Source organism: Xanthobacter sp. (assembly GCF_041911315.1).
Lineage (GTDB): Bacteria > Pseudomonadota > Alphaproteobacteria > Rhizobiales > Xanthobacteraceae > Xanthobacter > Xanthobacter aminoxidans.
Genome location: NZ_JAYRPE010000021.1, coordinates 48804 through 70092, shown reverse-complemented (window position 1 = coordinate 70092; position 21289 = coordinate 48804). Strand labels below are relative to the sequence as shown.

Here is a 21289-nt window from a genome sequence, read left to right as displayed (position 1 = left end):
CGGTGCCATGGCGGCCGCGTCCCGGGACGCCGCTGCGAGCCCGGATTTTGACGCAGATTAACCTCATTCTTGTACCGTTCCTGTACAAGCGCCCAGAGATAGGTAAGCTAGTCACGCATGCCACTGGGTAAGCTGAAGATGTTGCGGGCGGACGGCCCGATGGCGTCCTCTTGACGCTTGGGGCCCACGGCCGGGAGCTTCAGCCATGGACGGGAAAATGGCGGATCGCCCAGCAGCTGCCCGCGCCCAAGGCCGCGAGGCCGTTGTCTTCTTCGACACGAACAACCTCGTCACCTTCATCAACACGGCGGCCGAACGCCTGTGGGGATTGAGTCAGGCCGAGGCGATCGGGCGCGACGTGGGCGAACTCATCCCCGGCGCAAGCGAGGAACGCGGGGGTGAACTTCCCCTCTCCATCGTGCGTAACGATGGCTCGCTCCTGGAGGGCGTCGTCTCCGTGACCCGCGCCCAGCACAAGCGCGAGACCTATTACATCGCCTTCGTGCGCCCCGCGCTGAGCCCCGTGGCGCCGCAAATGAGCCTCGGAATCCTGGCCGCGGTCGCCGAAAAGACCGACCGGGGCGTCCTCGTCGCCGACGCGCACGGCAAGGTGATCTACGCCAACTCCGCGTTCCATGACATGCTGGACGCCGGTATTGAAGGGCCAACCGGCCTCACCTTGGCCGAGCTGTTCTGCGGACGGCTCGGAAACGGCAGCTTCGCCGAGCACATCAAAGACGCCATGGAACGGCGCATCTCCCTTGCGGAGGATGTCTCGCTCAAGGGCAAATCCGGAATGGAGGTCTGGGTGTCGGCAAACGTCACTCCGGTCATGGACCGCCAGACGGGCGAACTGGAGCAGGTGGTCGCCGTCATAGCCGACATCACCCACACCCGGCTCGTGGAAGACTTGCAGCGCCAGGTGCTCGGCGCGCTGGCCGCCGATGCGCCCATGGCCGACATCATGGACATCCTGTGCCGCAAGGTGCAGGGCCTCGCGCCCGACGCGCTCTGCTCCATCCTCGGCGTCACCGCGGACGAGCGCCTCACCGTGCTCGCCGCCCCGAGCCTTCCGGCGGAGTTTTCCGCTGCGGTGGAGGGGATCGCCATCGGCCCCAGGAGCGGCAGCTGCGGCACGGCCGCCTTCCGCGGGGTGCCGGTGCTGGTGGAGGATATCGCCACCAGTCCCCTCTGGGAGGACTTCCAGGACCTGCCCGTCCCGCCCGGCATCACCGGCTGCTGGTCCATCCCGGTGAAGCTGCGCGGCGGCAAGGTGGCGGCCACCTTCGCCTTCTATTTCAAGACCGCGCGCGGCCCGACGCCGTGGCTTGAGAACGTTGTCGCCGCCTGCTCCGATCTCTGCGCGCTGGCGCTGGAGCGCTTCGAGGCCAAGAAGCGCATCGAGATGCTGGCCAACGTGGACACGCTGACCGGCCTCGCCAACCGGCGCCAGTTGCACGCGATCCTTGAGGAATTGCTGGTGGAGGCCCGCACGCTGGAGCAGCCGCTCGCCGTGCTCTACCTCGACATCGACCACTTCAAGGATGTGAACGAGACGCTCGGCCATTCCACCGGCGACGAGCTCCTGGTGGAGGTGTCGCGCCGGCTCAAGGCGCAGCTTCGCACCGGCGACGTGGTCGGACGGACCGGCGGCGACGAGTTCCTCATCATCGTGCACGACTGCACCGCGGAGGAGGCGGCCCGCATCGCCCGGCGGCTGCTGGAATATGTGGCGGCGCCCATCACCGCGCAGGCGCTCCACCTCACCATGTCCGCGTCGGTCGGCATCGCGCTCTTTCCCGAGCACGGAGCCGATGCGGAAACACTGCTCAAGCACGCTGATACCGCCGTGCATGAGGCCAAGCGCAAGGGGCGCGGCAAGTTCCACTTCTTCACCGAGGAACTGAACCGGCGGGTGCTGGACCGGCTCGTGCTTTCGGTGGCGCTGCGCGAGGCGATCCAGAACCGCGCCCTGCGCCTCGTCTACCAGCCGCAGGTGCTGCTTGCGTCCGGCGCGCTCCATGGCGTCGAGGCGCTCTCGCGCTGGACGGATCCGATCTACGGCGATGTCCCCGCCACCCGCTTCATTCCGCTCGCCGAGGAATATGGCCTCATCGAGAGCATCGACGAATGGGCGGTGGAAACGGCCTGCCAGCGTATCGCCGCCTGGCGCGCGGAGGGCGTGGACGTCCCGCACGTCTCGGTGAACCTCTCGCCGCTCAGCTTTCGCGGCGGCGATATCGTCGGCTTCATCTCCGGGGCGCTGCGCGAGTACGACCTGAAGCCGTCGGACCTCAGGGTCGAGATCACCGAACGGGTGATGATGGACCAGCACCCGAACTCCTTCGCCACGGCGCGGGCCATCGAGGCGCTCGGCGTGCGCATCGCCATGGACGATTTCGGCACCGGCTATTCCAGCCTCAGCGCCCTCTCGCGCCTCCCCATCGCCGAGCTGAAGATCGACCGCTCCTTCATGCTCTCCATCGAGCAGGACCAGAATGCCCAGGCGCTGGCCACGGCGGTGATCCGCATCGGCCACAGCCTCGGCATGACGGTGGTGGCGGAGGGCGTGGAGACGCAGGCGCAGGCCGATCTCCTGCGATTCCTCGGTTGCCACGCGGCGCAGGGCTTCCTTTTCGCCCGTCCCATCGAAGCCGCGGACGTCGGCCCCTGGCTCGCCACGCAGCGAGCCCGGTGAGCCATTTCTCCGCCTGATCCCCTTCCCCGCCGGCCCGGCGTTTACACCCGCGCGCCCCGCCGCTATTTTCCGCGGCCCTCAGCCGGAGAAAGATGAGCCATGCGCGCGGAACTCGCCGCAAAAGTCGACGAGATCAAAGCCTCCCTCGACCTGTTGCGGTCCCACCTCGACGTGGACCGCTCGCGCCGGCGCCTGGCCGAACTCAACGCCATCGTTGAAGATCCCAAGCTCTGGGACGATCCCGAGCGGGCGCAGAAGCTGATGCAGGAGCGCACCAGCCTGGAGGACGGTCTCGGCGCCATCGACCGGGTGGAGCGCGACCTTGCCGACAATATCGAGCTGATCGATCTCGGCGAGTCGGAAGGCGACGAGGGCGTGATCTCCGAGGCCGCAGCATCCCTCGACGGGCTGAAGGCGGAACTCGCGCGGCGCGAGCTGGAGGCCCTTCTGTCCGGCGAGGCCGATTCCAACGACAGCTACCTTGAAGTCCATGCCGGTGCCGGCGGCACCGACAGCCAGGACTGGGCGGAGATGCTCCTGCGCATGTACCGCCGCTGGTGCGAACGCCACGGCTTCAAGGTGGAGCTGATGGACGAGAGCCAGGGCGAGCAGGCCGGGCTGAAGTCCGCCACCATCCAGGTGAAGGGCCACAATGCCTATGGCTGGCTGAAGACCGAGGCCGGCGTCCACCGCCTGGTGCGCATTTCCCCGTTCGATTCCAATGCGCGGCGGCAGACGTCGTTCGCGTCGGTGGATGTCTATCCCGTGGTGGACGACCGCATCGTGGTGGACATCAAGGAAGCCGACGTGCGGGTGGACACCATGCGCTCGGGCGGCGCCGGCGGCCAGCATGTGAACAAGACGGAATCGGCGGTGCGCCTCACCCATATCCCCACCGGCATCGCCGTGGTGAGCGAGGGCGACCGCTCCCAGCACAAGAACCGCGCCACCGCCTGGAACATGCTGCGCGCCAAGCTCTACGACCTCGAGCTGAAGAAGCGCGAGGCGGAGGCCATGGCCGAGCAGGCGGCAAAGACCGACATCGGCTGGGGCCACCAGATCCGCTCCTACGTGCTCCAGCCCTATCAGCTGGTGAAGGACCTGCGCACCGGCGTCACCTCCGGCACGCCGCAGGAGGTGCTGGACGGCGATCTCGATCCCTTCATGCAGGCCGCCCTCGCCCAGCGCGCCTATGGCGGCGGGCCGGAGAGCGTCGACGACGTGGACTGATCCCCGGGGAAATCAGTCCGGCCACCGGCCATTCCGCCCTCCGACGGGTAATGTCGGAGACGCGACAATTGGGGCGGCCTGAGCAGCGGCCCCGTTTTTGCTTCAGCTTTCCCGCCCCGTCCGGGCCTGGGAAAGCTGTTGTGATGACCGAACTCTTCGCCATCTGCGCCACCTACGAGATTCAGGATGGCGACGCCCGCGGCTTCGTGCTCGCGCGGCTCGACGCGGACGGCAACAAGAAGGCGTGGCCGATCTTCATCGCCCGCCGCGGCAACAGCTTCCACGGCTACGAGAATGTCTGCCCGCACGAGGGCAAGCGGCTCGATGCCTATCCCGGCGAGTTCCTGGACCGCGAAGCCAATTTCCTCGCCTGCGGGCGACACCAGGCGAAGTTCGACCCCGACACCGGCGTCTGCTTCATCGGCCCCTGCAAGGGCAAGTCTCTCACCCCCATCGAGATCGTCGTGGATGACGGCGACGTCTGCCTCGTCAACGTCCCCCTCGCCGAGGAGGACGGTCTGGACGTGGAGGACCCCAACGAGATGCCCGAGGTATTGATTACCGGCGATTGAGGCTCACGCCTCCGCTGGACAAGAGGTCGTGTCCGAAGGGCACGGCAGACCGGGGCCTCGTGCCCGGTCCGGCCATCCACGGCCGGCGCACACGAGGGTCTCCACGGCACGCCTTTTGGGGCACGCCCATAACGACCTCACCCAAGGACTTTCCCATGACCGCTGTTGCTGACACGCCTTTTGCCAAGCTGAGCACCGAGGGCCGCCTGCTGAAGCCGACCCTGAATGCCGACACCCACGTCGCCGGCCGCTTCGGCTTCCGCGGCGAGATTGCCTATGACGGGCCGGAGACGGTGCTGAAGGAGGTGTTCTCGGTGGCGGAAGACGGCAAGCCCGCCATCGGCTTCCTCGCCGGCTCCATCACCAGCTACGAGAACCTGCCCAAGCTGGTGGAAACGCTCGGCGCCGCGCTGGACGGTGACGGCAAGTATTTCGTCTATATCTCGGACCTACCCCAGGGCAATCGCCTGCTGATCCGCTTCGGCGACGTCAAGATCTTCGCCATCTTCCTCGACGAGACCTCGGTCTACAACGAGCTGATCGACACCTTCTACGTGGACAAGGTGAAGCTCAAGAAGTTCGACACAGCCGCCAAGCTCGACGCCCTCGCCGACGTGGGGCTGAAATATGCGGAAGTCGCGCACTACAAGGAAGTGTCCTACGAGGACGGCCTCGCCATCAAGAACGCCGCCTGATCAGGCCTTGTCCGGGGACGGAGGGCTGCCCCGCCTCCGTCTGCCCGCGTCCTCTTGCCTTACGCTCGGGCGTGGACGCCCTCGTAGGGCGTATCAGAACGGCGACAACCAAATTTCCGGCGTTCTTGAGTCCGAAAACGACTAAGTTTTCCCACAAAATTAGAGACACTTGAGCCGCAACAGGCACCAAGTGAGAGCGAATGCCCGGCAAATCGCGGGCACTCGCATTGTTGAGGCATGGAACAAGAGAAGCTTAAGGCTTACTCCCCTCACTTGCCTTTCTTATTGGGTGTCTGCGTCAGAGCGGAAGCCGCAACCGACTTTTCAGCCTTCGTCGATTTCGGATCACGAAGGATCTGCGAAGCCTTGGAAGCGACCGACTTCGAAGTAGTCTCATTCTTAGCCATGTTATCACCATTGGATAATGGACCATGGTTTCCGCTGGACGAACAACCCCAAAATCAATACGGTCTTATTGCTAGGAAGACGTAATGCTTCGGCGTTGCGTTCGCCCCCACAAGTGCCACGGCACAACTTCGTGGGTAGAAGCGCTGGAGCATACGCTCCAGCGCTTTTTTCTTGTCATAGTTGTATCTCGTTTTGTTCTTTTAAATTGAAACCGCCCCGAGTTGGACTCGGGGCGGTAGAAAGTCAGCTACAGCCGGTCGTCCCGCCGCAGGTGTCGCACTTCAGGCAGGTGCCGTTGCGCACCATGGTGAAGTTCATGCACTCGGGGCAGGCTTCGCCCTCATAGCCCTTGGCCTTGGCCTCGGCGCGGGCTTCGGCCTTGCGGGCGGTGGCGGACCAGGGGAGCGACTTCTCCATCAGGCTCTCCACCGCCGCTTCCAGGTGCTCCACCTCGGGCGAGGCCTCGGCGAGTTCGGCGGTGTCGGCCTTCAGCGCGGTCGCGCCGACGGTGGTCGCACGAAGCATGGTCACGTTGTCGGTGCCCGAGCGCGGCTCGGGGGCCACCGGCTGGGACACCAGCAGGTTCACCGTCTTGCCGCGCACGAGACCCTTGGAGACGATGCGGGCCGACGGATTGGTCGGCGCCTTGCCTTCATCCACGCCCTTGCCGAGGGCGTCGAAGCCGGTCTCGGAGAGGTCCACGTGGCCGAGATCGTTGCGGCCGAGATAGCTCACCGCCAGCTCGCGGAACACGTAGTCGAGCATGGACGTGGCGTACTTGATGGTGTCGTTGCCCTGCACCGGGCCGGCGGGCTCGAAGCGGGTGAAGGTGAAGGCGTCCACATACTCATCGAGCGGCACGCCGTACTGGAGGCCGAGCGAGATGGCGATGGCGAAATTGTTGAGGAGCGAGCGGAGCGCCGCGCCCTCCTTGTGCATGTCGATGAAGATCTCGCCGAGGCGGCCGTCATCATATTCGCCGGTGCGCAGATAGACCTTGTGGCCGCCCACCACCGCCTTCTGGGTGTAGCCCTTGCGGCGGTCGGGCATCTTCTCCCGCTCGCGCACGCGGTGCTCGACGATGCGCTCCACCACCCGCTCGACGATCTTCTCGGTGACCGACGCGGTGCGGGCCGCGTTGGGCTGGGCGAGCACAGCTTCCAGCGCGTCGTCCTCGTCCTCCTCGTCCGCCACCAGCTGGGCGTTGAGGGGCTGGGAGAGCTTGGAGCCGTCGCGATAGAGCGCGTTCGCCTTCAGCGCGAGGCGCCAGGACAGCAGGTAGGCCGCCTTGCAATCCTCGACGCTGGCGTCGTTGGGCATGTTGATGGTCTTGGAGATGGCACCCGTGATGAAGGGCTGCGCCGCCGCCATCATGCGGATGTGGCTCTCCACCGAGAGGTAGCGCTTGCCGATGCGGCCGCACGGGGAGGCGCAGTCGAACACCGGCAGGTGCTGGGCCTTCAGGAAGGGCGCGCCCTCCAACGTCATCGCCCCGCAGACATGCACGTTGGCGGCGTCGATATCGGCCTTGGAGAAGCCGAGGAAGGCGAGCAGGTCGAACTTCGGGTCGGCAAGCTGGGCCGCCGGCACCTTCAGGCTGTTGGCGAGGAATTCCTCGCCGAACGTCCAGCGGTTGAAGGCGAACTTGATGTCGAACGCGGTCTTCACCGCGGCCTCGGCCTTGGCGATGGCCGCGTCGTCGAAGCCCTTGGCGCGCAGCGAGCCGTGGTTGATGGCCGGCGCGTTGGCGAGCGAGCCGTGGCCCACCGCATAGGCCTCGATCTCGGCGATCTCGGCTTCCTTGTAGCCGAGGGTGCGCAGCGCCTCGGGCACGGCGCGGTTGATGATCTTGAAGTAGCCGCCGCCGGCCAGCTTCTTGAACTTCACCAGCGCGAAGTCGGGCTCGATGCCGGTGGTGTCGCAGTCCATCACCAGGCCGATGGTGCCGGTGGGGGCGATCACCGAGACCTGGGCGTTGCGGTAGCCGTGCTTCTCGCCCAGCTCCAGCGCCTTGTCCCAGGCCGCGGTGGCATGGGCGACGAGGCGGGTATCCGGGCAGGAGAGGTGATCGAGCGGCACCGGGGCGATGGAGAGGCCCTCATAGCCCTCGGCGATGCCATGGGCGGCGCGGCGATGGTTGCGGATCACCCGCAGCATGGACTGGGCATTGGCCGAATAGGCCGCGAACGTGCCCAGCTCCTTCGCCATCTCGGCGGAGGTGGCGTAGCAGACGCCGGTCATGATGGCGGAGAGCGCACCGCAGATGGCACGGCCCTGGGGCGAGTCATAGGGAATGCCGCTCGACATGAGCAGGCCGCCGATATTGGCATAGCCGAGGCCCAGCGTGCGGTATTCGTAGGAAAGCTCGGCAATGCGGCGCGAGGGGAACTGCGCCATCAGCACGGAGATTTCCAGCACCACGGTCCACAGCCGCACGGCGTGCTCGTAGCTTTCGACGTCGAACCGCTTCTCAGCATCGCGGAACTGCAGCAGGTTCAGCGAGGCGAGGTTGCAGGCCGTGTCGTCGAGGAACATGTATTCCGAGCACGGGTTGGAGGCGCGGATCTCGCCGGCCGCCGGGCAGGTGTGCCAGTCGTTCACCGCGGTGTGGAACTGGATGCCGGGGTCGGCGCAGTGCCACGCGGCCGAGCCGATCTTCTCCCACAGCTCGCGGGCCTTGATGGTCTTCGCCACCTTGCCGTCGGTGCGGCGGATGAGCTTCCAGTCCTCGTCGGCCTCGACAGCGCGCAGGAAGTCGTCGGTGACACGGACGGAATTGTTGGAGTTCTGGCCGGCGACGGTGATGTACGCCTCGCCATCCCAATCGGTGTCGTAGATGGCGACATCGATGTCCTTGTAGCCCTGGCGGGCATACTGGATCACCCGGCGGATGGCAGCGTCAGCCACCGCCGCTTTGCGGGCGGCCTTGATCTCGCGCTTGAGAGCCGGGTTCTTCTCCGGGTCGAAGCAGTCGTCACCATTGCCTTCGCAGTTCACGCAGGCCTTGAGCACGGCCTTGAGGTGCTTGGCATTGAGCTTGGAGCCGGTGACGAGGGAGGCGACCTTCTGCTCCTCGATCACCTTCCAGTCCACATAGGCCTCGATATCCGGATGGTCGGCATCGACCACCACCATCTTGGCGGCGCGGCGGGTGGTGCCGCCGGACTTGATGGCGCCCGCCGCGCGGTCGCCGATCTTGAGGAAGCTCATGAGGCCGGACGAGCGGCCTCCGCCGGACAGCTTCTCGCCCTCGCCGCGCAGCGCGGAGAAGTTGGAGCCGGTGCCGGAGCCGTACTTGAACAGGCGCGCCTCGCGCACCCACAGGTCCATGATGCCGCCGTCGCTCACCAGATCGTCACTGACGGACTGGATGAAGCAGGCGTGCGGCTGGGGATGCTCATAGGCCGAGGTGGAGGCCGTCAGCTCGCCGGTCTGGTAGTCCACATAATAGTGGCCCTGCCCCGGCCCATCGATGCCGTAGGCCCAGAACAGGCCGGTGTTGAACCACTGCGGCGAGTTGGGCGCGGCCATCTGCATGGCGAGCATGTAGCAATGCTCGTCAAAGAAGGCCTGCGCGTCGGCCTCGCTGTCGAAATAGCCACCCTTCCAGCCCCAGTAGGTCCAGGTGCCGGCCAGACGATCGAACACCTGCTTGGCCGAGGTCTCGCCGACAAGGCGCTCCTTCTCGGGCAGGCCGGCAAGCGCCTCGTGGTCGGCCACGGAACGCCACAGGAAGGAGGGGATGGAATTCTCCTCCACCTTCTTCAGGCGCGCGGGCACACCGGCCTTGCGGAAATATTTCTGGGCGAGGATATCGGACGCGACCTGCGAGAACTGCGCAGGCACCTCGATGCCCTCCTGGCGGAAGACCACGGAGCCGTCGGGGTTGCGGATCTCGCTCACGGTCTCGCGGAACGGAATGTCCGCGTAAGGGGAACGACCCTCTTGCGTGTAGCGGCGTTCGACGCGCATGACCGGTGCTCCTTCGGCTCGGCCCCGCTCGGGCCGATCATTCTACAGGACGAATATGGCGGACGTGACAAACCGACGGGCATGGCGCAGCGCGCCGCGCCAGGCGGGTTGGAAATTCGCGGGTTCCGGGAGGCCCGCCAGCATTCACCGATACGTACCCGTGGGATGCCGGCTGCCGAGGACCGAACGCTAGTGCGAGTCTGGCCTGCCGGTCAAACCCCTCTTTGCCACCAATTGGGGCCATCCAACCCCTCTTCCTACTATATATGGTGCCTACCCGCAGGTTATCAAATTCCTAACGAGCCTTGCGCCGGCTCGATTTTCACGTGCCCGTGACAGACGCGAGCCCGGTGGCGGGAGCGGAGAAGTCATCACCGTCATCCACAGCTTGCGGTCGGGGATGGGGACGATCGGCGCCGATCCGCCATGCGCTGCCCGCAGGGCGGCCTCTCGCCGGCTCAGGACGCCAGCACTGGCGAAGGTGGACGCAATAAACTATCAGAACCCGCAAACAGCCTGCGCGCCGGCCTTCTCTGCCCCCTGCCGTCGCGACAGAAAATTGCCGGACCCTTCAGCCGCCGCCAACGGCTCCCGGCCTTTACGGGGCGCAGTTGGAAAGTACCGGCATGTCCACGACCTTCGCCGCAGACGCGGCGCCAGCAGCCAATCCCCGCTCCCGCGTCATCCTCGCGAGCCTGATCGGCACCACCATCGAGTTCTACGACTTCTACGTCTACGCCACGGCGGCGGTGCTGGTGTTTCCGCACCTGTTCTTCCCGGCCGGCAATGACACGACGGCGCTCCTTGCCTCGTTCGCCATCTTCGGCGCGGCCATGGTGGCGCGTCCGCTGGGCGCCATCTTCTTCGGCCACCTCGGCGACAAGAAGGGCCGCAAGATCACGCTGGTGGGCGCGCTGCTCACCATGGGCATCGCCACCTTCCTCATCGGCCTGCTGCCCACCTTCCAGACGGCCGGATGGTTCGCGCCCCTGCTGCTGGTCATCCTGCGCCTCGCCCAGGGCTTCGCGCTGGGTGGCGAGTGGAGCGGCGCGGCTCTGGTCGCCACCGAGAATGCGCCGGCCGGCAAGCGCGCCGTCTACGGCACCTTCCCCCAGCTCGGCGCCCCCATCGGCTTCATCATCGCCAACGGCCTGTTCCTCGCCATCGCGGCGCTCATGCCGTCGAGCGATCCCTCCCGCCCGTCCGACGCCTTCCTGTCCTGGGGTTGGCGCCTGCCCTTCCTGTTCTCGGCGGTGATGGTGATCGTGGGCCTGTGGGTGCGCATGTCGCTGGTGGAGAGCCCGGCCTTCGCCAAGGCGCTCGAGCACGGCCGCATCCAGAAGCTGCCGCTGGCCGCAGCGTTCAAGACCCACTGGCGCGAGCTGATCCTCGGCACCTTCTACATGCTCGCGACCTACGTGCTGTTCTACCTGATGACCACCTTCTCGCTCAGCTACGGCCGAGCCCCGACCACGGCGGCGGTGCCGGGGCTCGGCTATGACTACCGCACCTTCGTGCTGATGATGATCGGCGGCGTGGTGTTCTTCGGCATCTTCACCTTGGTGTCCGGCCCCTGGGCCGACCGCTGGGGCCGCCGCCGCACGCTGATCGGCATCACCGCCGCCATCGTGCTGTTCGGCCTTTTGTGGGTGCCGATCCTCTCCGCCGGCCCGGTGGGCGTGATGGCGTGGCTCATCATCGGCTTCACGCTGATGGGCCTCACCTTCGGCCCCATGGGCGCGCTGCTGCCGGAGCTGTTCCCGGCCAACGTGCGCTACACGGGCTCGGGCATTTCCTACAATGTCTCGTCCATCCTCGGCGCGGCGGTGGCCCCGTTCATCGCGGTGGCGCTGTGGAGCTATGGCGGCGGCAGCCCGTTCTGGGTTGGCGTCTATCTCTCGGTCATGGCGCTGCTCACGCTCACAGCCCTGCTCATCGGCAAGGAAACCCGCGACGTGAACATGGACCACTGAGGGCCTGACGCGCCGCACGTCGCACGCCACTTGCGCCGGACGGGAAAAGGGAGTGAACCTCCCGGGTCCCGTCCGCGTAGGAAGGTGCGTCATGACAGCCGCTCCATCCCTCCTGTGGTTCCGCGACGATCTGCGCCTCGCCGATAACCCGGCGCTGAACGCCCTCGCCGAGGCCGGCGCGCCCATCGCTGCGCTCTATGTCCTGGATGAGGACAGCCCGCACATCCGCCCGCTCGGCGGCGCCGCCCGCTGGTGGCTCGCCCAATCCCTGCGGGCGCTCAGGGCCGACCTCTCCCATCATGGCATTCCCCTGATCCTGCGGCAGGGGCCGGCCACCCGCATCGTGCCGGAGGTGGCGGCCGCGCTGGGCGCCGCCACCGTCGCCTTCAACGACCGGGCGGGCGAGGCCGAGGGCAAGCTGGACCGCGCCATCACCGCCCGGCTCAACGCCGAGGATCGCCGCGTGCTGCGCTTCTGCGCCCACCTGCTGCATCCACCCGGAACGGTGCTGGGCGGATCGGGGCGCATGCCGCGCACCTTCTCCTCTTTCCATCGCGCGGCCCTGCGCGAGCGCGATCTCTCCCCGCCCCTTCCCGCCCCGAAGCGCCTCAAGGGCGTCACCCGTGCGCCGGATGGCGACACGCTGGAGAGCTTCGCGCTGGAGCCGGAAAAGCCCGACTGGGCCGGCGGCCTGCGGGCCGACTGGAGTGTCGGGGAGGCGGCAGCGCGCGCGCGCCTGTCGGCCTTTATCGCCGAGGGCCTGAAGGGCTACGCCGTCGGCCGCGACCGGCCGGACCTCGATCACGTCTCCCGGCTCTCGCCGCACCTGCGGTTCGGCGAGATATCCCCGCGGCAAATCCTCTTCGCCGTCCGCCACGCGGTGGACGCGGGCGATGTGCCCGCCAGCGACGCGGCCAAGTTCGAGGCCGAACTCTACTGGCGGGAGTTTTCCTACCATCTCCTCGCCGAGGAGCCGGACATCGCCCGGCGCAATATCCAGCCCAGCTTCGACGCCTTCCCCTGGCGGGAGTGCTCCGGCGAATTGAAGGCGTGGCGGCGCGGCCTCACCGGCTATCCGCTGGTGGACGCGGGCATGCGCCAGCTCTGGCAGACGGGCTGGATGCACAACCGGGTGCGGATGGTGGTGGCCTCCTTCCTCGCCAAGCACCTGCTCATCGACTGGCGCTCGGGGGAGGACTGGTTCTGGGACACGCTGGTGGATGCGGACGCCGCCAACAATGCCGCGTCCTGGCAATGGGTGGCCGGCTCCGGCCTCGACGCCGCGCCCTACTTCCGCATCTTCAATCCGGTGATGCAGGGCGAGAAGTTTGATCCCGAGGGCACCTATGTGCGCACCTATGTGCCCGAGCTGAAGCGCCTGCCGGCCAAGCTCATCCACCACCCGTGGACCGCCCCGCAGGATACCCTCGCCGCCGCAGGCATCAGGCTGGGCCACACCTATCCCAAGCCCCTCGTGGACCACGCCGCCGCCCGCGACCGCGCCCTGCGGGCCTTCGAGCATCTGCGGCACGCGGCCCCCGCCGAAGCGCGCACGGCTGCCCGCTGACGCCTCGTCCCGGCGCAATCCCATGCGTTTGCGCCGGCCTTGCAACGCCGCTATTGAGGGGAGACGCGCGCCGAGGCAGCATAAGGCCCATTAAATTTCACATTGTGATGAAGGTATTTCTTCCATGATCCGTAACGGCCTTGTGGACTCCATCGGAAACACACCCCTTATCCGTCTGAAACGGGCCTCCGAGGAGACCGGCTGCGACATCCTCGGCAAGGCGGAGTTCCTCAACCCCGGCCAGTCGGTGAAGGACCGCGCGGCGCTCGGCATCATCCAGGATGCGGTGGCCCGCGGCGAGCTGAAGCCCGGCGGGGTGATCGTGGAAGGCACGGCGGGCAATACGGGAATCGGCCTCGCGCTGGTGGCCGCGCCGCTCGGCTTCCGCACCGTGATCGTCATTCCCGAGACCCAGTCCCAGGAAAAGAAAGACATGCTGCGGCTCGCCGGCGCGACGCTGGTGGAAGTCCCGGCCGTGGCCTACGCCAACCCGAACAATTACGTGAAGGTCTCCGGCCGCCTCGCCGAGGCGCTGGCAAAGACCGAGCCGAACGGTGCCATCTGGGCCAACCAGTTCGACAACGTGGCCAACCGGCAGGCCCATATCGACACCACGGGCCCGGAAATCTGGGAGCAGACGCAGGGCAAGGTGGACGGCTTCATCTGCGCCGTGGGCACCGGCGGCACGCTGGCCGGCATCGGCATGGCGCTGAAGGCCCGCAACAAGGACATCAAGATCGGCCTCGCCGATCCCATGGGCGCCGCGCTCTATTCCTACTACACCACCGGCGAACTGAAGGCCGAGGGCTCCTCCATCACCGAGGGCATCGGACAGGGGCGCATCACCGCCAACCTCGTCGACGCGCCGGTGGATGCCGCCTTCCAGATCCCGGACGAGGAGGCGCTGCCTGTCGTATTCGACCTGCTGGAGCACGAGGGCCTGTGCCTCGGCGGCTCGTCGGGCGTGAACGTCGCCGGCGCCATCCGCCTCGCGAAGGAGCTGGGGCCAGGCCACACCATCGTGACCATCCTCTGCGACTACGGCACGCGCTACCAGTCGAAGCTGTTCAACCCCGAGTTCCTGCGCTCCAAGAACCTGCCGGTGCCGGAATGGCTGGAGCGTAAGGCCGAGGTGCCGAACGTCCTCGTCTGACGGCTTGACGCGGGGCGCGTTCCAGCCGAGGAAACCGCGCCCCGCCCGAACGCGAGCGAGATCGTCATGAGCACTGCGTCCGAGACTACCCTGCCGGTGGACACCCCTGAGAGCCCGTTCGTCTCCACCGAGTGGCTCGCGGCCAATCTCGGCGCGCCGGACCTCGTGGTGGTGGACGCCTCCTGGCACATGCCGGCCTCGGGCCGCAGCGGGGCGAAGGAATATCTCGCCGAGCACATTCCCGGCGCGGTGCATTTCGACATCGACACCATCGCCGATCACTCCACCTCCCTGCCCCACATGCTGCCGGACGCGCACAGCTTCGCGGTGGCCGTGGGGGCGCTGGGCATCGGCGATGGCCTGCGCATCGTGGTCTATGATTCCGTCGGGCTGTTCTCCGCGCCGCGTGTATGGTGGACCTTCCGCGCCTTCGGCGCGGGCGACGTGAAGCTGCTGGATGGCGGCCTGCCCAAGTGGAAGGCCGAAGGCCGCCCGCTGGAGGATGGCCCGGTGCGCCGCCTGCCGGCGAGCTTCACCCCACGCTTCGACCATTCCCTCGTCGCCGACATCGAGCGGGTGGATCAGGCGCTCAAGACCGGTTCGGCGCAGGTGCTGGACGCTCGCCAGGACACCCGCTTCCGCGGCGAGGCGCCGGAGCCGCGCGAGGGCCTGCCCTCCGGCCACATGCCTGGAAGTTTCAACCTGCCGCACGGCCTGCTCGTGAAGGACGGCCGCCTCGTGCCGCCCGCCGAGCTGCGCAAGGCCATCGACGGCTCCGGCCTCGACCTCGCCCGCCCGGTCATCACCTCGTGCGGCTCCGGCGTCTCCGCCGCCATCCTCTGGGTGGCGCTGGAAATGGTCGGGAAAGCCCCCCTCGCCCTCTATGACGGCTCGTGGACCGAATGGGGCGCGAGCGGCAAGGAGATCGCCGTCGGCTGACGGCGAGCAACCTGGAGCGGAGCCGCGCCTGCGGCAGCGTGGGCACTGCAAAAGGATTTGCTGTGCAGCGCAAAAATGGTATCTCATCTCATACGTTTGAATGAGGTGAGCTGCCTTGGCGTCCGCAGGAACCGAGGATCGTGAGCGCCGGTTTCGGCGCCGGCCCTCCTTGTCACGTGTCGTCGACGGATCGTCTCAGGATGATCGACGTCGCTTCGAAACGATCAGCAGCGCCTCAGGCTCCGCCTCGATATCCGTGACGCCGTAATGCGCGGCAAAGCCGCGGCACCCGAGATTGGCTCCCTGTCGGAAGATTTGCCCGCCATGTCGATTCTTGATGCGAAGCAGTCGTCGTCGGTCTTCGGCAAACCGAGCTTCTCGCTCTCGCACCGCATCCACCGGGCGGTGTGGAATGTGACGTGGCTCCTTCTGGCCTCGTGGACGCCGCCGCCGCTCCATGCCTGGCGTCGTTTCCTGCTGCGGCTGTTCGGCGCCAAGATCGCGCCGGGTGCGCGCATCTACGGCTCGACCAAGGTCTGGTATCCGCCCAACCTCACCATGGGGCGGCACTCCGTCATCGGCTGGGGCACCCTCGTCTACACCCAGGACAAGGTGGAGCTTGAGGAGTTCGCCAACGTGGCCCAGCGCTGCCACCTGTGCACCGGCTCCCACGACATCGACGATCCCGACTTCCAGCTCATCACGCGCCCGATCCTGATCCGCCGCCACGCCTGGGTCGCCTCCGACGCCTTCGTCGGACCGGGGGTCACCATGGAGGAAGGCTCGGTTCTCGGCGGGCGGGGTGTCGCCTTCAAGTCGCTCGCCGCCTGGACCGTCTACGGCGGCAACCCGGCCCGCGAAATCCGCAAGCGCAGGCCGGTCGCCTGAGGCCCCGTCTCCCGAAATATCCGGTTGGAGTTCATTGCGATGTCGAATGATCGCCGTCTGCTAATTACGGGTGGATCCGGGTTCATCGGGTCTGAACTGGCACGCCTCGCCGGCGAGGCTGGCTTCGAGATCGTCAACCTCGACATCAAGCCGCCCGTTGCCGCCTCACAGAAGCCGATGTGGCGCCAGCTCGACGTGCGCGACGCCGACGCGGTCCGCCGCGCGGTCCTGGAGGCTCAGCCGAGCCACATCGCTCACCTCGCCAGCGACATCGACGTCAACATCAAGCACCTGCACGAATTCAAGACCACCATCGACGGCACCCGCAACGTGCTGGCCGCGGCCGAGGCCCTGCCCGGCCTCAAGCGCTTCCTGCACACGTCCACCCAGTATGTGGTGCGCCCCGGCGTGGTGCCGAAGTCGGAAACCGACTATGTGCCCTACACCGTCTACGGCGAAGCGAAGACCGAGACCGAGCGGCTGGTGCGTGCGAGCAAGGTCGGCGATTGGATCATCGCCCGTCCGACCGTGATCTGGGGTCCCGGCCATCCGTCCTTCGCCCAGCAGATCTGGCGCCGCATGGCCGAGGGGCGCTATCGCCACCCGGCGACCGCCAAGCCGCTTATGCGCGGCTACGGCTATGTCACCAACACCGCCTGGCAGATGCTCAAGCTGCTGGAGGCACCGCGCCCGAACCTGTCCCACACCGTCTATTATCTCGGCGACGGCATGATCGAGTACGGCGCCTGGGCCGATGCCTTTTGCGTGCCGCTCACCGGACGCCCGGCCAAGCGCCTGCGCACGGAGGGTCTCTGGGCACTGGGCGCCATCGGCTCGGCCATGCGCGCCGCGGGGCTGCCAGCCCCTTACGACATGGGCCGCTATTTCCGCATGACCACCCCCGGCCCGACCGACTTCGGGCCCATCAACGGGGTGGCGAACCCGCTCCAGGTCTCCTTTGACGAGGGCGTGGCCCGCACGCTGGTCTGGCTGCGCCAGGTGGATCCGGTGCTGTTCGCCGGCGACAAGGCGGCACGGCAGGCGGCCTGACCGAGCAGAAGGCCCCGGCGGAGCGGCATCGTCTCCGCCGGCCGTGGACGGAGTGCCCGGCTGCCCGGCGCGAGTTTCGGTATGGCCATATCCGCGGTTGCGGTATCTCAGTCAGGCGCGCTCATGTGAGGGGCGCGACGAGATCGCCTAGGGATCGAGCTCGGTATCCCAGTAAAGATAATCCAGCCAGCTCTCATGCAGGTAGTTCGGCGGGAAGTGCCGGCCGTTCTGATGGAGATCGTGGACGGAGGGCTGGAAGGGCGTCTGGGCGGGCCACATTCCCGCGTCCGCCGGCATGTGGCCGCCCTTGCGCAGATTGCACGGGGAGCAGGCGGCGACCACGTTCTCCCAGGTCGTCTGCCCTCCCTTCGAGCGTGGGATCACGTGGTCGAAGGTGAGATCCTCGCGGGAGCCACAATATTGGCAGGAGAAGCGGTCGCGCAGGAAGACGTTGAAGCGGGTGAAGGCGGGCTGCCGGGTCGGCTTCACGAAGGTGCGCAGTGAAACGACGCTGGGCAGCCGGATTTCAAAGCCCGGACTTCGCACCGCCTTGTCGTAATATTCGACGATGTTCACCCGGTCGAGAAAGACCGCCTTGATGGCATCCTGCCAACTCCAGACCGACAGCGGGTAATAGCTCAACGGGCGGTAGTCCGCGTTGAGCACGAGCGCTGGCCAGGCACCTGGTGACAAAGCAGTGGTCAAGGACCGAACTCCTCGTCTTCGCACCCGAATCGCGCCTGACGATCCCGGTACGCGGCGGATACTCTATATGCTCCGTGTCACTGTTGTGAAGCCGAGGCCAAACCACGGCCATTTCCGGGCATTTACTCGCTCCGCCGGCCGCGCCTGCTTCTGTTACCGTCTCAGCGCGGCTTTGCTGCGAGGAACTCGGCGAGGAAGGCGCCGCCATGGGCGAGGCCGCCATCGTCGATGCCGTGCCCGAGCCCCTGGCTGAGGTGCCATTCCACCGGCACGCCGGCATCTGCAAGGCCGCGGGCGGAGGCGAACAGGGCCTGGGCCGGTATCACCTCGTCCTCCGTGCCGTGCACCAGAAGGATGGGCGGCCGCGTGCGGAGTTGCAGGTCGCGCGGCACCCCGCCCGCCGCCTCCACCCACAGACCCGAATAGGCGACCACGGCGGCCGGTGCTACGGCGGCGGTGGTCGCGATCTTCAGCGCCATCATCGCGCCCTGGCTGAAACCGACCAGCGCCAGCCGCGACGGCGGCAGATCGTATTTCGCCAGTTCAACTTCCAGGAACGCCGCCAGCACGGGCGCCGCGGCCTCGGCACCACGGGCCAGTTCGTGGGGATCACGGAAGCTCAGCGGGAACCACTGCCGGCCCACCGGCGCGCCCTCGCAGGGGTCGGGGGCGTGGGGCGAGATGAAGGCGGTTCCGGGCAGGAGGTCGGCCCAGGCATTGCCGAGGTCGATGAGGTCGCGCCCGTCCGCGCCATAGCCGTGCAGCAGCACGACGAGGCTGTCAGGCGCGCCGCCATGGCGCGGGCGCAGGCGCGGGCCGTCGAGAATGGGCTCGTCGAGGGAAACGCCGTCGAGGGGAAAGGACATGGGGCACGCTCTTCTCAGGCCGGGGCGCCGAGGCGGGCGCGCCGCGCACCATAATACGCCCACAGCAGATGAGCCGCCACGCCACGCAGCGGCCGCCAATCCTCGGCGATGGCGCGCAGGCCGAGGGGCGTGCAGCGGCCGCCCAGCTCGAACGCATCGCCCATCGCCACCTGGAGCGCGAGGTCGCCATGGGGAAAGGCATCGGCGCGGCCGAGGCAGAACAGAAGATAGATATCGGCGGTCCAAAGCCCGATGCCGGGCAGCCGCGTCATCACCTCGGCCGCGGCATCCGCCTCCATGCGCGCCACGGCCTCAAGGTCCACCTCCCCTTCCGCAAGAGCGCGGGCGATGCCGGTGAGGGTGCGGATCTTCGGTGCGGACAGGCCGGCCCCGCGCAATGTCTCCACCGGCGTGGCCAGCATGGCCTCCACCGTGGGCGTCCCGCCCATCGCGGCCTCGAACCGGGCGGAGATGGCCCGTGCCGAAGCGACCGACAATTGCTGCGCGATCACCACCGCGCACAGGCCGGCAAATCCGGGCGGCCGGCGGCGCAGGGCCGGGCGCCCGGCCACCTCGGCCACCGGAACGAGGCGATCATCAAGCTCCAGCAATTGCGCGAAGGCACGGTCGAACACGCCTTGGTCGGTGAGCAGCGGCTCGTTCATCACGCAAACCCACAGGCTTGTCTGTCACAACGGGATATCGCTCTAATAGCGGACGCCATGCCCCAGCCTCCCCTTCCCTTCGTCTGCCGCTTCGCACCGAGCCCCAATGGCCGGCTGCATCTCGGCCACGCCTTTTCGGCGCTGGTGAATGCCGAGGCGGCGGCCCGCACGGGCGGCACCTTCCTGCTGCGCATGGAGGACATTGACACCACCCGCTGTCGACCCGAATTCGAACAGGGCATCCTCGACGACCTCGCCTGGCTCGGCATCGTGCCCGCCGCGCCGCCGCGGCGCCAGTCCGAGCACTTCGCGGACTATGCCGAAGCAATGGCGCGGCTGGAGGCCATGGGCCTCGTCTATCCCGCCTTCGAGAGCCGCTCCGATATCGCGCGCGCGGTGATCGAGGCCGAGGCGAAGGAGGGACGCCCCGCCCCACGGGACCCGGACGGGGCGCCGCTCTATCCCTTCCAGCGCTCAGGGCTGTCCGATGGGGAGCGCGCACAGCGGCGGGCGGAGGGCGAGCCCTATGTGCTGCGGCTGGACATGGAAGCAGCGCTCACGGCTATCGGCAGTGGGCCGCTCTTCTGGCCGGAAGCCCGGGATCTGCCGGAAGGCCCGGCCGTCCCGGCGCCGGCCGATCCGGCGCAGTGGGGCGACGTGGTGCTGGCGCGGCGGGACGTGCCGACGTCCTATCATCTCTCAGTGGTGGTAGACGACGCGCTGCAGGGGATCACCCGTGTCATCCGCGGCATGGACCTGTTCCACGCCACCTCGGTCCACGTGCTCCTGCAGCGGCTGCTGGGCCTTGCGACGCCGGTCTATCACCACCACCGGCTGATCCTCGACGGCAGCGGCCATAAGCTCTCCAAGAGCAATTCAGCCACCAGCCTGCTGGCGCTCAGAAACTGCGGCGCGACACCAGAGGACATCCGCGCACGGCTGGGGCTCGATCCGCTTCAGCCGACCCCGAGGATGTAGAGCCAGAACGCCACGGTGACCACCGCGAGCCCGGTGGAGAGCGAGACTGCGCTGGTGGAGGTGGCCACCCCCACACCATAGCGCTGCGCCAAAAGATAGCCGTTGACGCCGCTCGGCATGGCCGCGAACAGCACCGCCACGCCGGCCCACACCGGCGGCATGCTGAAGACCATGGTGAGCGCGAACACCGCTGCCGGATGGACGATGAGCTTCAGGAAGCTGATAAGCGCCGAGGGCAGGAGATCGCCGCCCGCCATGCCGTAGCGCTTCAGCGACAGGCCGAGCGAGATGAGCGCGCAGGGCGTCGCTGCCGCCGAGAGAAGGTCGATCATCTGCTTCGGCACGCCCACGGCCTGGATGCCCACCACCTTGGCCAGCGCGCCGGCATAGATGCCGAGCAGAATGGGGTTGAAGGCGAGCGCCTTGCCGAGCCGCATCATGGTCGCGCGGGAGAAGCCGTGGCTGCCCTCCAGCATCACCGTGGCCGCCACCAGCATCACCGGCAGGTGGATGGCGATGAGCAGGAACAGCGGCACCGCTCCGGCCTCGCCATAGGCCTTCAGGATCAACGGCACGCCGACGAACACGGTGTTGGCCTGGCCCGCGGCGAAGCCATGGATGACCGCCTCCTGCCGCCCCCGCCCGAACAGCCGCTCCGCCGCCACCATGGCGATGGCGAACACGAAGAAGGCGCCGGCGAAATAGGCGATCCAGTAGCCCCACGGCTGGGCCTCGGGCAGCTTCGATTCGGTCAGCGTCTTGAAGATGAGGACCGGCACAGACAGGCTGAACACGAACTCCGCCAGCCCGTCCGTCGCCCGTTCGCTGACGAGGCCGATCCGAGCGGAGACGTAGCCCACCAGCACCATGCCGAACACCGGCAGGACGATGACAGAAATGTCCGCAAGCGTGTTGAGCATGGCCGTTTCC

16 protein-coding genes are annotated in these 21289 nt (G+C 67.3%); 11 read left to right on the top strand and 5 right to left on the bottom strand.

Annotated features, from left to right (window positions below):
• Positions 1 to 205: 205 nt before the first annotated feature.
• The 4 genes from ACE3QW_RS07495 (at position 206) to ACE3QW_RS07480 (ending at position 5195) form a co-directional block, all read left to right on the top strand.
• On the top strand, positions 206 to 2698 hold the full coding sequence (locus ACE3QW_RS07495; RefSeq protein ID WP_374251023.1) for an EAL domain-containing protein: 2493 nt from the start codon (positions 206 to 208) through the stop codon (positions 2696 to 2698).
• A 99-nt stretch (positions 2699 to 2797) separates the two neighbouring features.
• A complete protein-coding gene (prfB, locus tag ACE3QW_RS07490) occupies positions 2798 to 3928 on the top strand; it encodes a peptide chain release factor 2 (RefSeq protein WP_024279410.1) in 1131 nt (376 codons plus the stop codon).
• 143 nt (positions 3929 to 4071) lie between these two features.
• Positions 4072 to 4500, top strand: a complete 429-nt coding sequence (locus ACE3QW_RS07485; protein ID WP_250166123.1) for a Rieske 2Fe-2S domain-containing protein — start codon at positions 4072 to 4074, stop codon at positions 4498 to 4500.
• A gap of 155 nt (positions 4501 to 4655) precedes the next feature.
• Positions 4656 to 5195, top strand: a complete 540-nt coding sequence (locus ACE3QW_RS07480; RefSeq protein WP_029558178.1) for a hypothetical protein — start codon at positions 4656 to 4658, stop codon at positions 5193 to 5195.
• Between the two features lie 651 nt (positions 5196 to 5846).
• Here ACE3QW_RS07480 and ACE3QW_RS07475 read toward each other — a convergent pair.
• On the bottom strand, positions 5847 to 9575 hold the full coding sequence (locus ACE3QW_RS07475; RefSeq protein WP_374251022.1) for a vitamin B12-dependent ribonucleotide reductase: 3729 nt from the start codon (positions 9573 to 9575) through the stop codon (positions 5847 to 5849).
• A gap of 626 nt (positions 9576 to 10201) precedes the next feature.
• Here ACE3QW_RS07475 and ACE3QW_RS07470 point away from each other — a divergent pair.
• From ACE3QW_RS07470 to ACE3QW_RS07445, 6 genes are all read left to right on the top strand, one after another.
• Complete coding sequence (locus ACE3QW_RS07470; RefSeq protein ID WP_029558175.1) at positions 10202 to 11548, top strand: MFS transporter; 1347 nt, start codon at positions 10202 to 10204, stop codon at positions 11546 to 11548.
• Positions 11549 to 11639: 91 nt separating this feature from the next.
• Positions 11640 to 13115: a deoxyribodipyrimidine photo-lyase gene (locus tag ACE3QW_RS07465; protein WP_029558174.1), complete on the top strand. Its 1476-nt coding sequence runs from the start codon at positions 11640 to 11642 to the stop codon at positions 13113 to 13115.
• Positions 13116 to 13239: 124 nt separating this feature from the next.
• Positions 13240 to 14268, top strand: coding sequence for a cysteine synthase A (locus tag ACE3QW_RS07460; RefSeq protein ID WP_029558173.1), 1029 nt, complete (start codon positions 13240 to 13242; stop codon positions 14266 to 14268).
• Between the two features lie 66 nt (positions 14269 to 14334).
• On the top strand, positions 14335 to 15207 hold the full coding sequence (gene sseA / locus ACE3QW_RS07455; protein ID WP_374251021.1) for a 3-mercaptopyruvate sulfurtransferase: 873 nt from the start codon (positions 14335 to 14337) through the stop codon (positions 15205 to 15207).
• Positions 15208 to 15531: 324 nt separating this feature from the next.
• On the top strand, positions 15532 to 16095 hold the full coding sequence (locus ACE3QW_RS07450; RefSeq protein WP_374251020.1) for a putative colanic acid biosynthesis acetyltransferase: 564 nt from the start codon (positions 15532 to 15534) through the stop codon (positions 16093 to 16095).
• A 39-nt stretch (positions 16096 to 16134) separates the two neighbouring features.
• A complete protein-coding gene (locus ACE3QW_RS07445; RefSeq protein ID WP_374251019.1) occupies positions 16135 to 17145 on the top strand; it encodes an NAD-dependent epimerase/dehydratase family protein in 1011 nt (336 codons plus the stop codon).
• 147 nt (positions 17146 to 17292) lie between these two features.
• Here the strand turns inward: ACE3QW_RS07445 and ACE3QW_RS07440 are convergent, their stop codons facing one another.
• The 3 genes from ACE3QW_RS07440 to ACE3QW_RS07430 all read right to left on the bottom strand — a co-directional run bounded on the left by ACE3QW_RS07440 (position 17293) and on the right by ACE3QW_RS07430 (position 19381).
• Positions 17293 to 17850, bottom strand: a complete 558-nt coding sequence (locus ACE3QW_RS07440; RefSeq protein ID WP_081837692.1) for an HNH endonuclease — start codon at positions 17848 to 17850, stop codon at positions 17293 to 17295.
• 161 nt (positions 17851 to 18011) lie between these two features.
• Entirely contained in the window at positions 18012 to 18716 is a 705-nt protein-coding gene (locus ACE3QW_RS07435) for an alpha/beta hydrolase (RefSeq protein ID WP_250166128.1), read from the bottom strand.
• 14 nt (positions 18717 to 18730) lie between these two features.
• Positions 18731 to 19381: a DNA-3-methyladenine glycosylase gene (locus ACE3QW_RS07430; protein WP_374251018.1), complete on the bottom strand. Its 651-nt coding sequence runs from the start codon at positions 19379 to 19381 to the stop codon at positions 18731 to 18733.
• Between the two features lie 57 nt (positions 19382 to 19438).
• Between ACE3QW_RS07430 and gluQRS the strand changes: the two genes are divergently transcribed.
• Positions 19439 to 20359, top strand: coding sequence for a tRNA glutamyl-Q(34) synthetase GluQRS (gene gluQRS / locus ACE3QW_RS07425; RefSeq protein WP_374251017.1), 921 nt, complete (start codon positions 19439 to 19441; stop codon positions 20357 to 20359).
• Here the strand turns inward: gluQRS and ACE3QW_RS07420 are convergent.
• A complete protein-coding gene (locus ACE3QW_RS07420; protein WP_374251016.1) occupies positions 20338 to 21279 on the bottom strand; it encodes an AEC family transporter in 942 nt (313 codons plus the stop codon). The two genes, gluQRS and ACE3QW_RS07420, sit on opposite strands and share 22 nt — an antisense overlap.
• Positions 21280 to 21289: the final 10 nt, after the last annotated feature.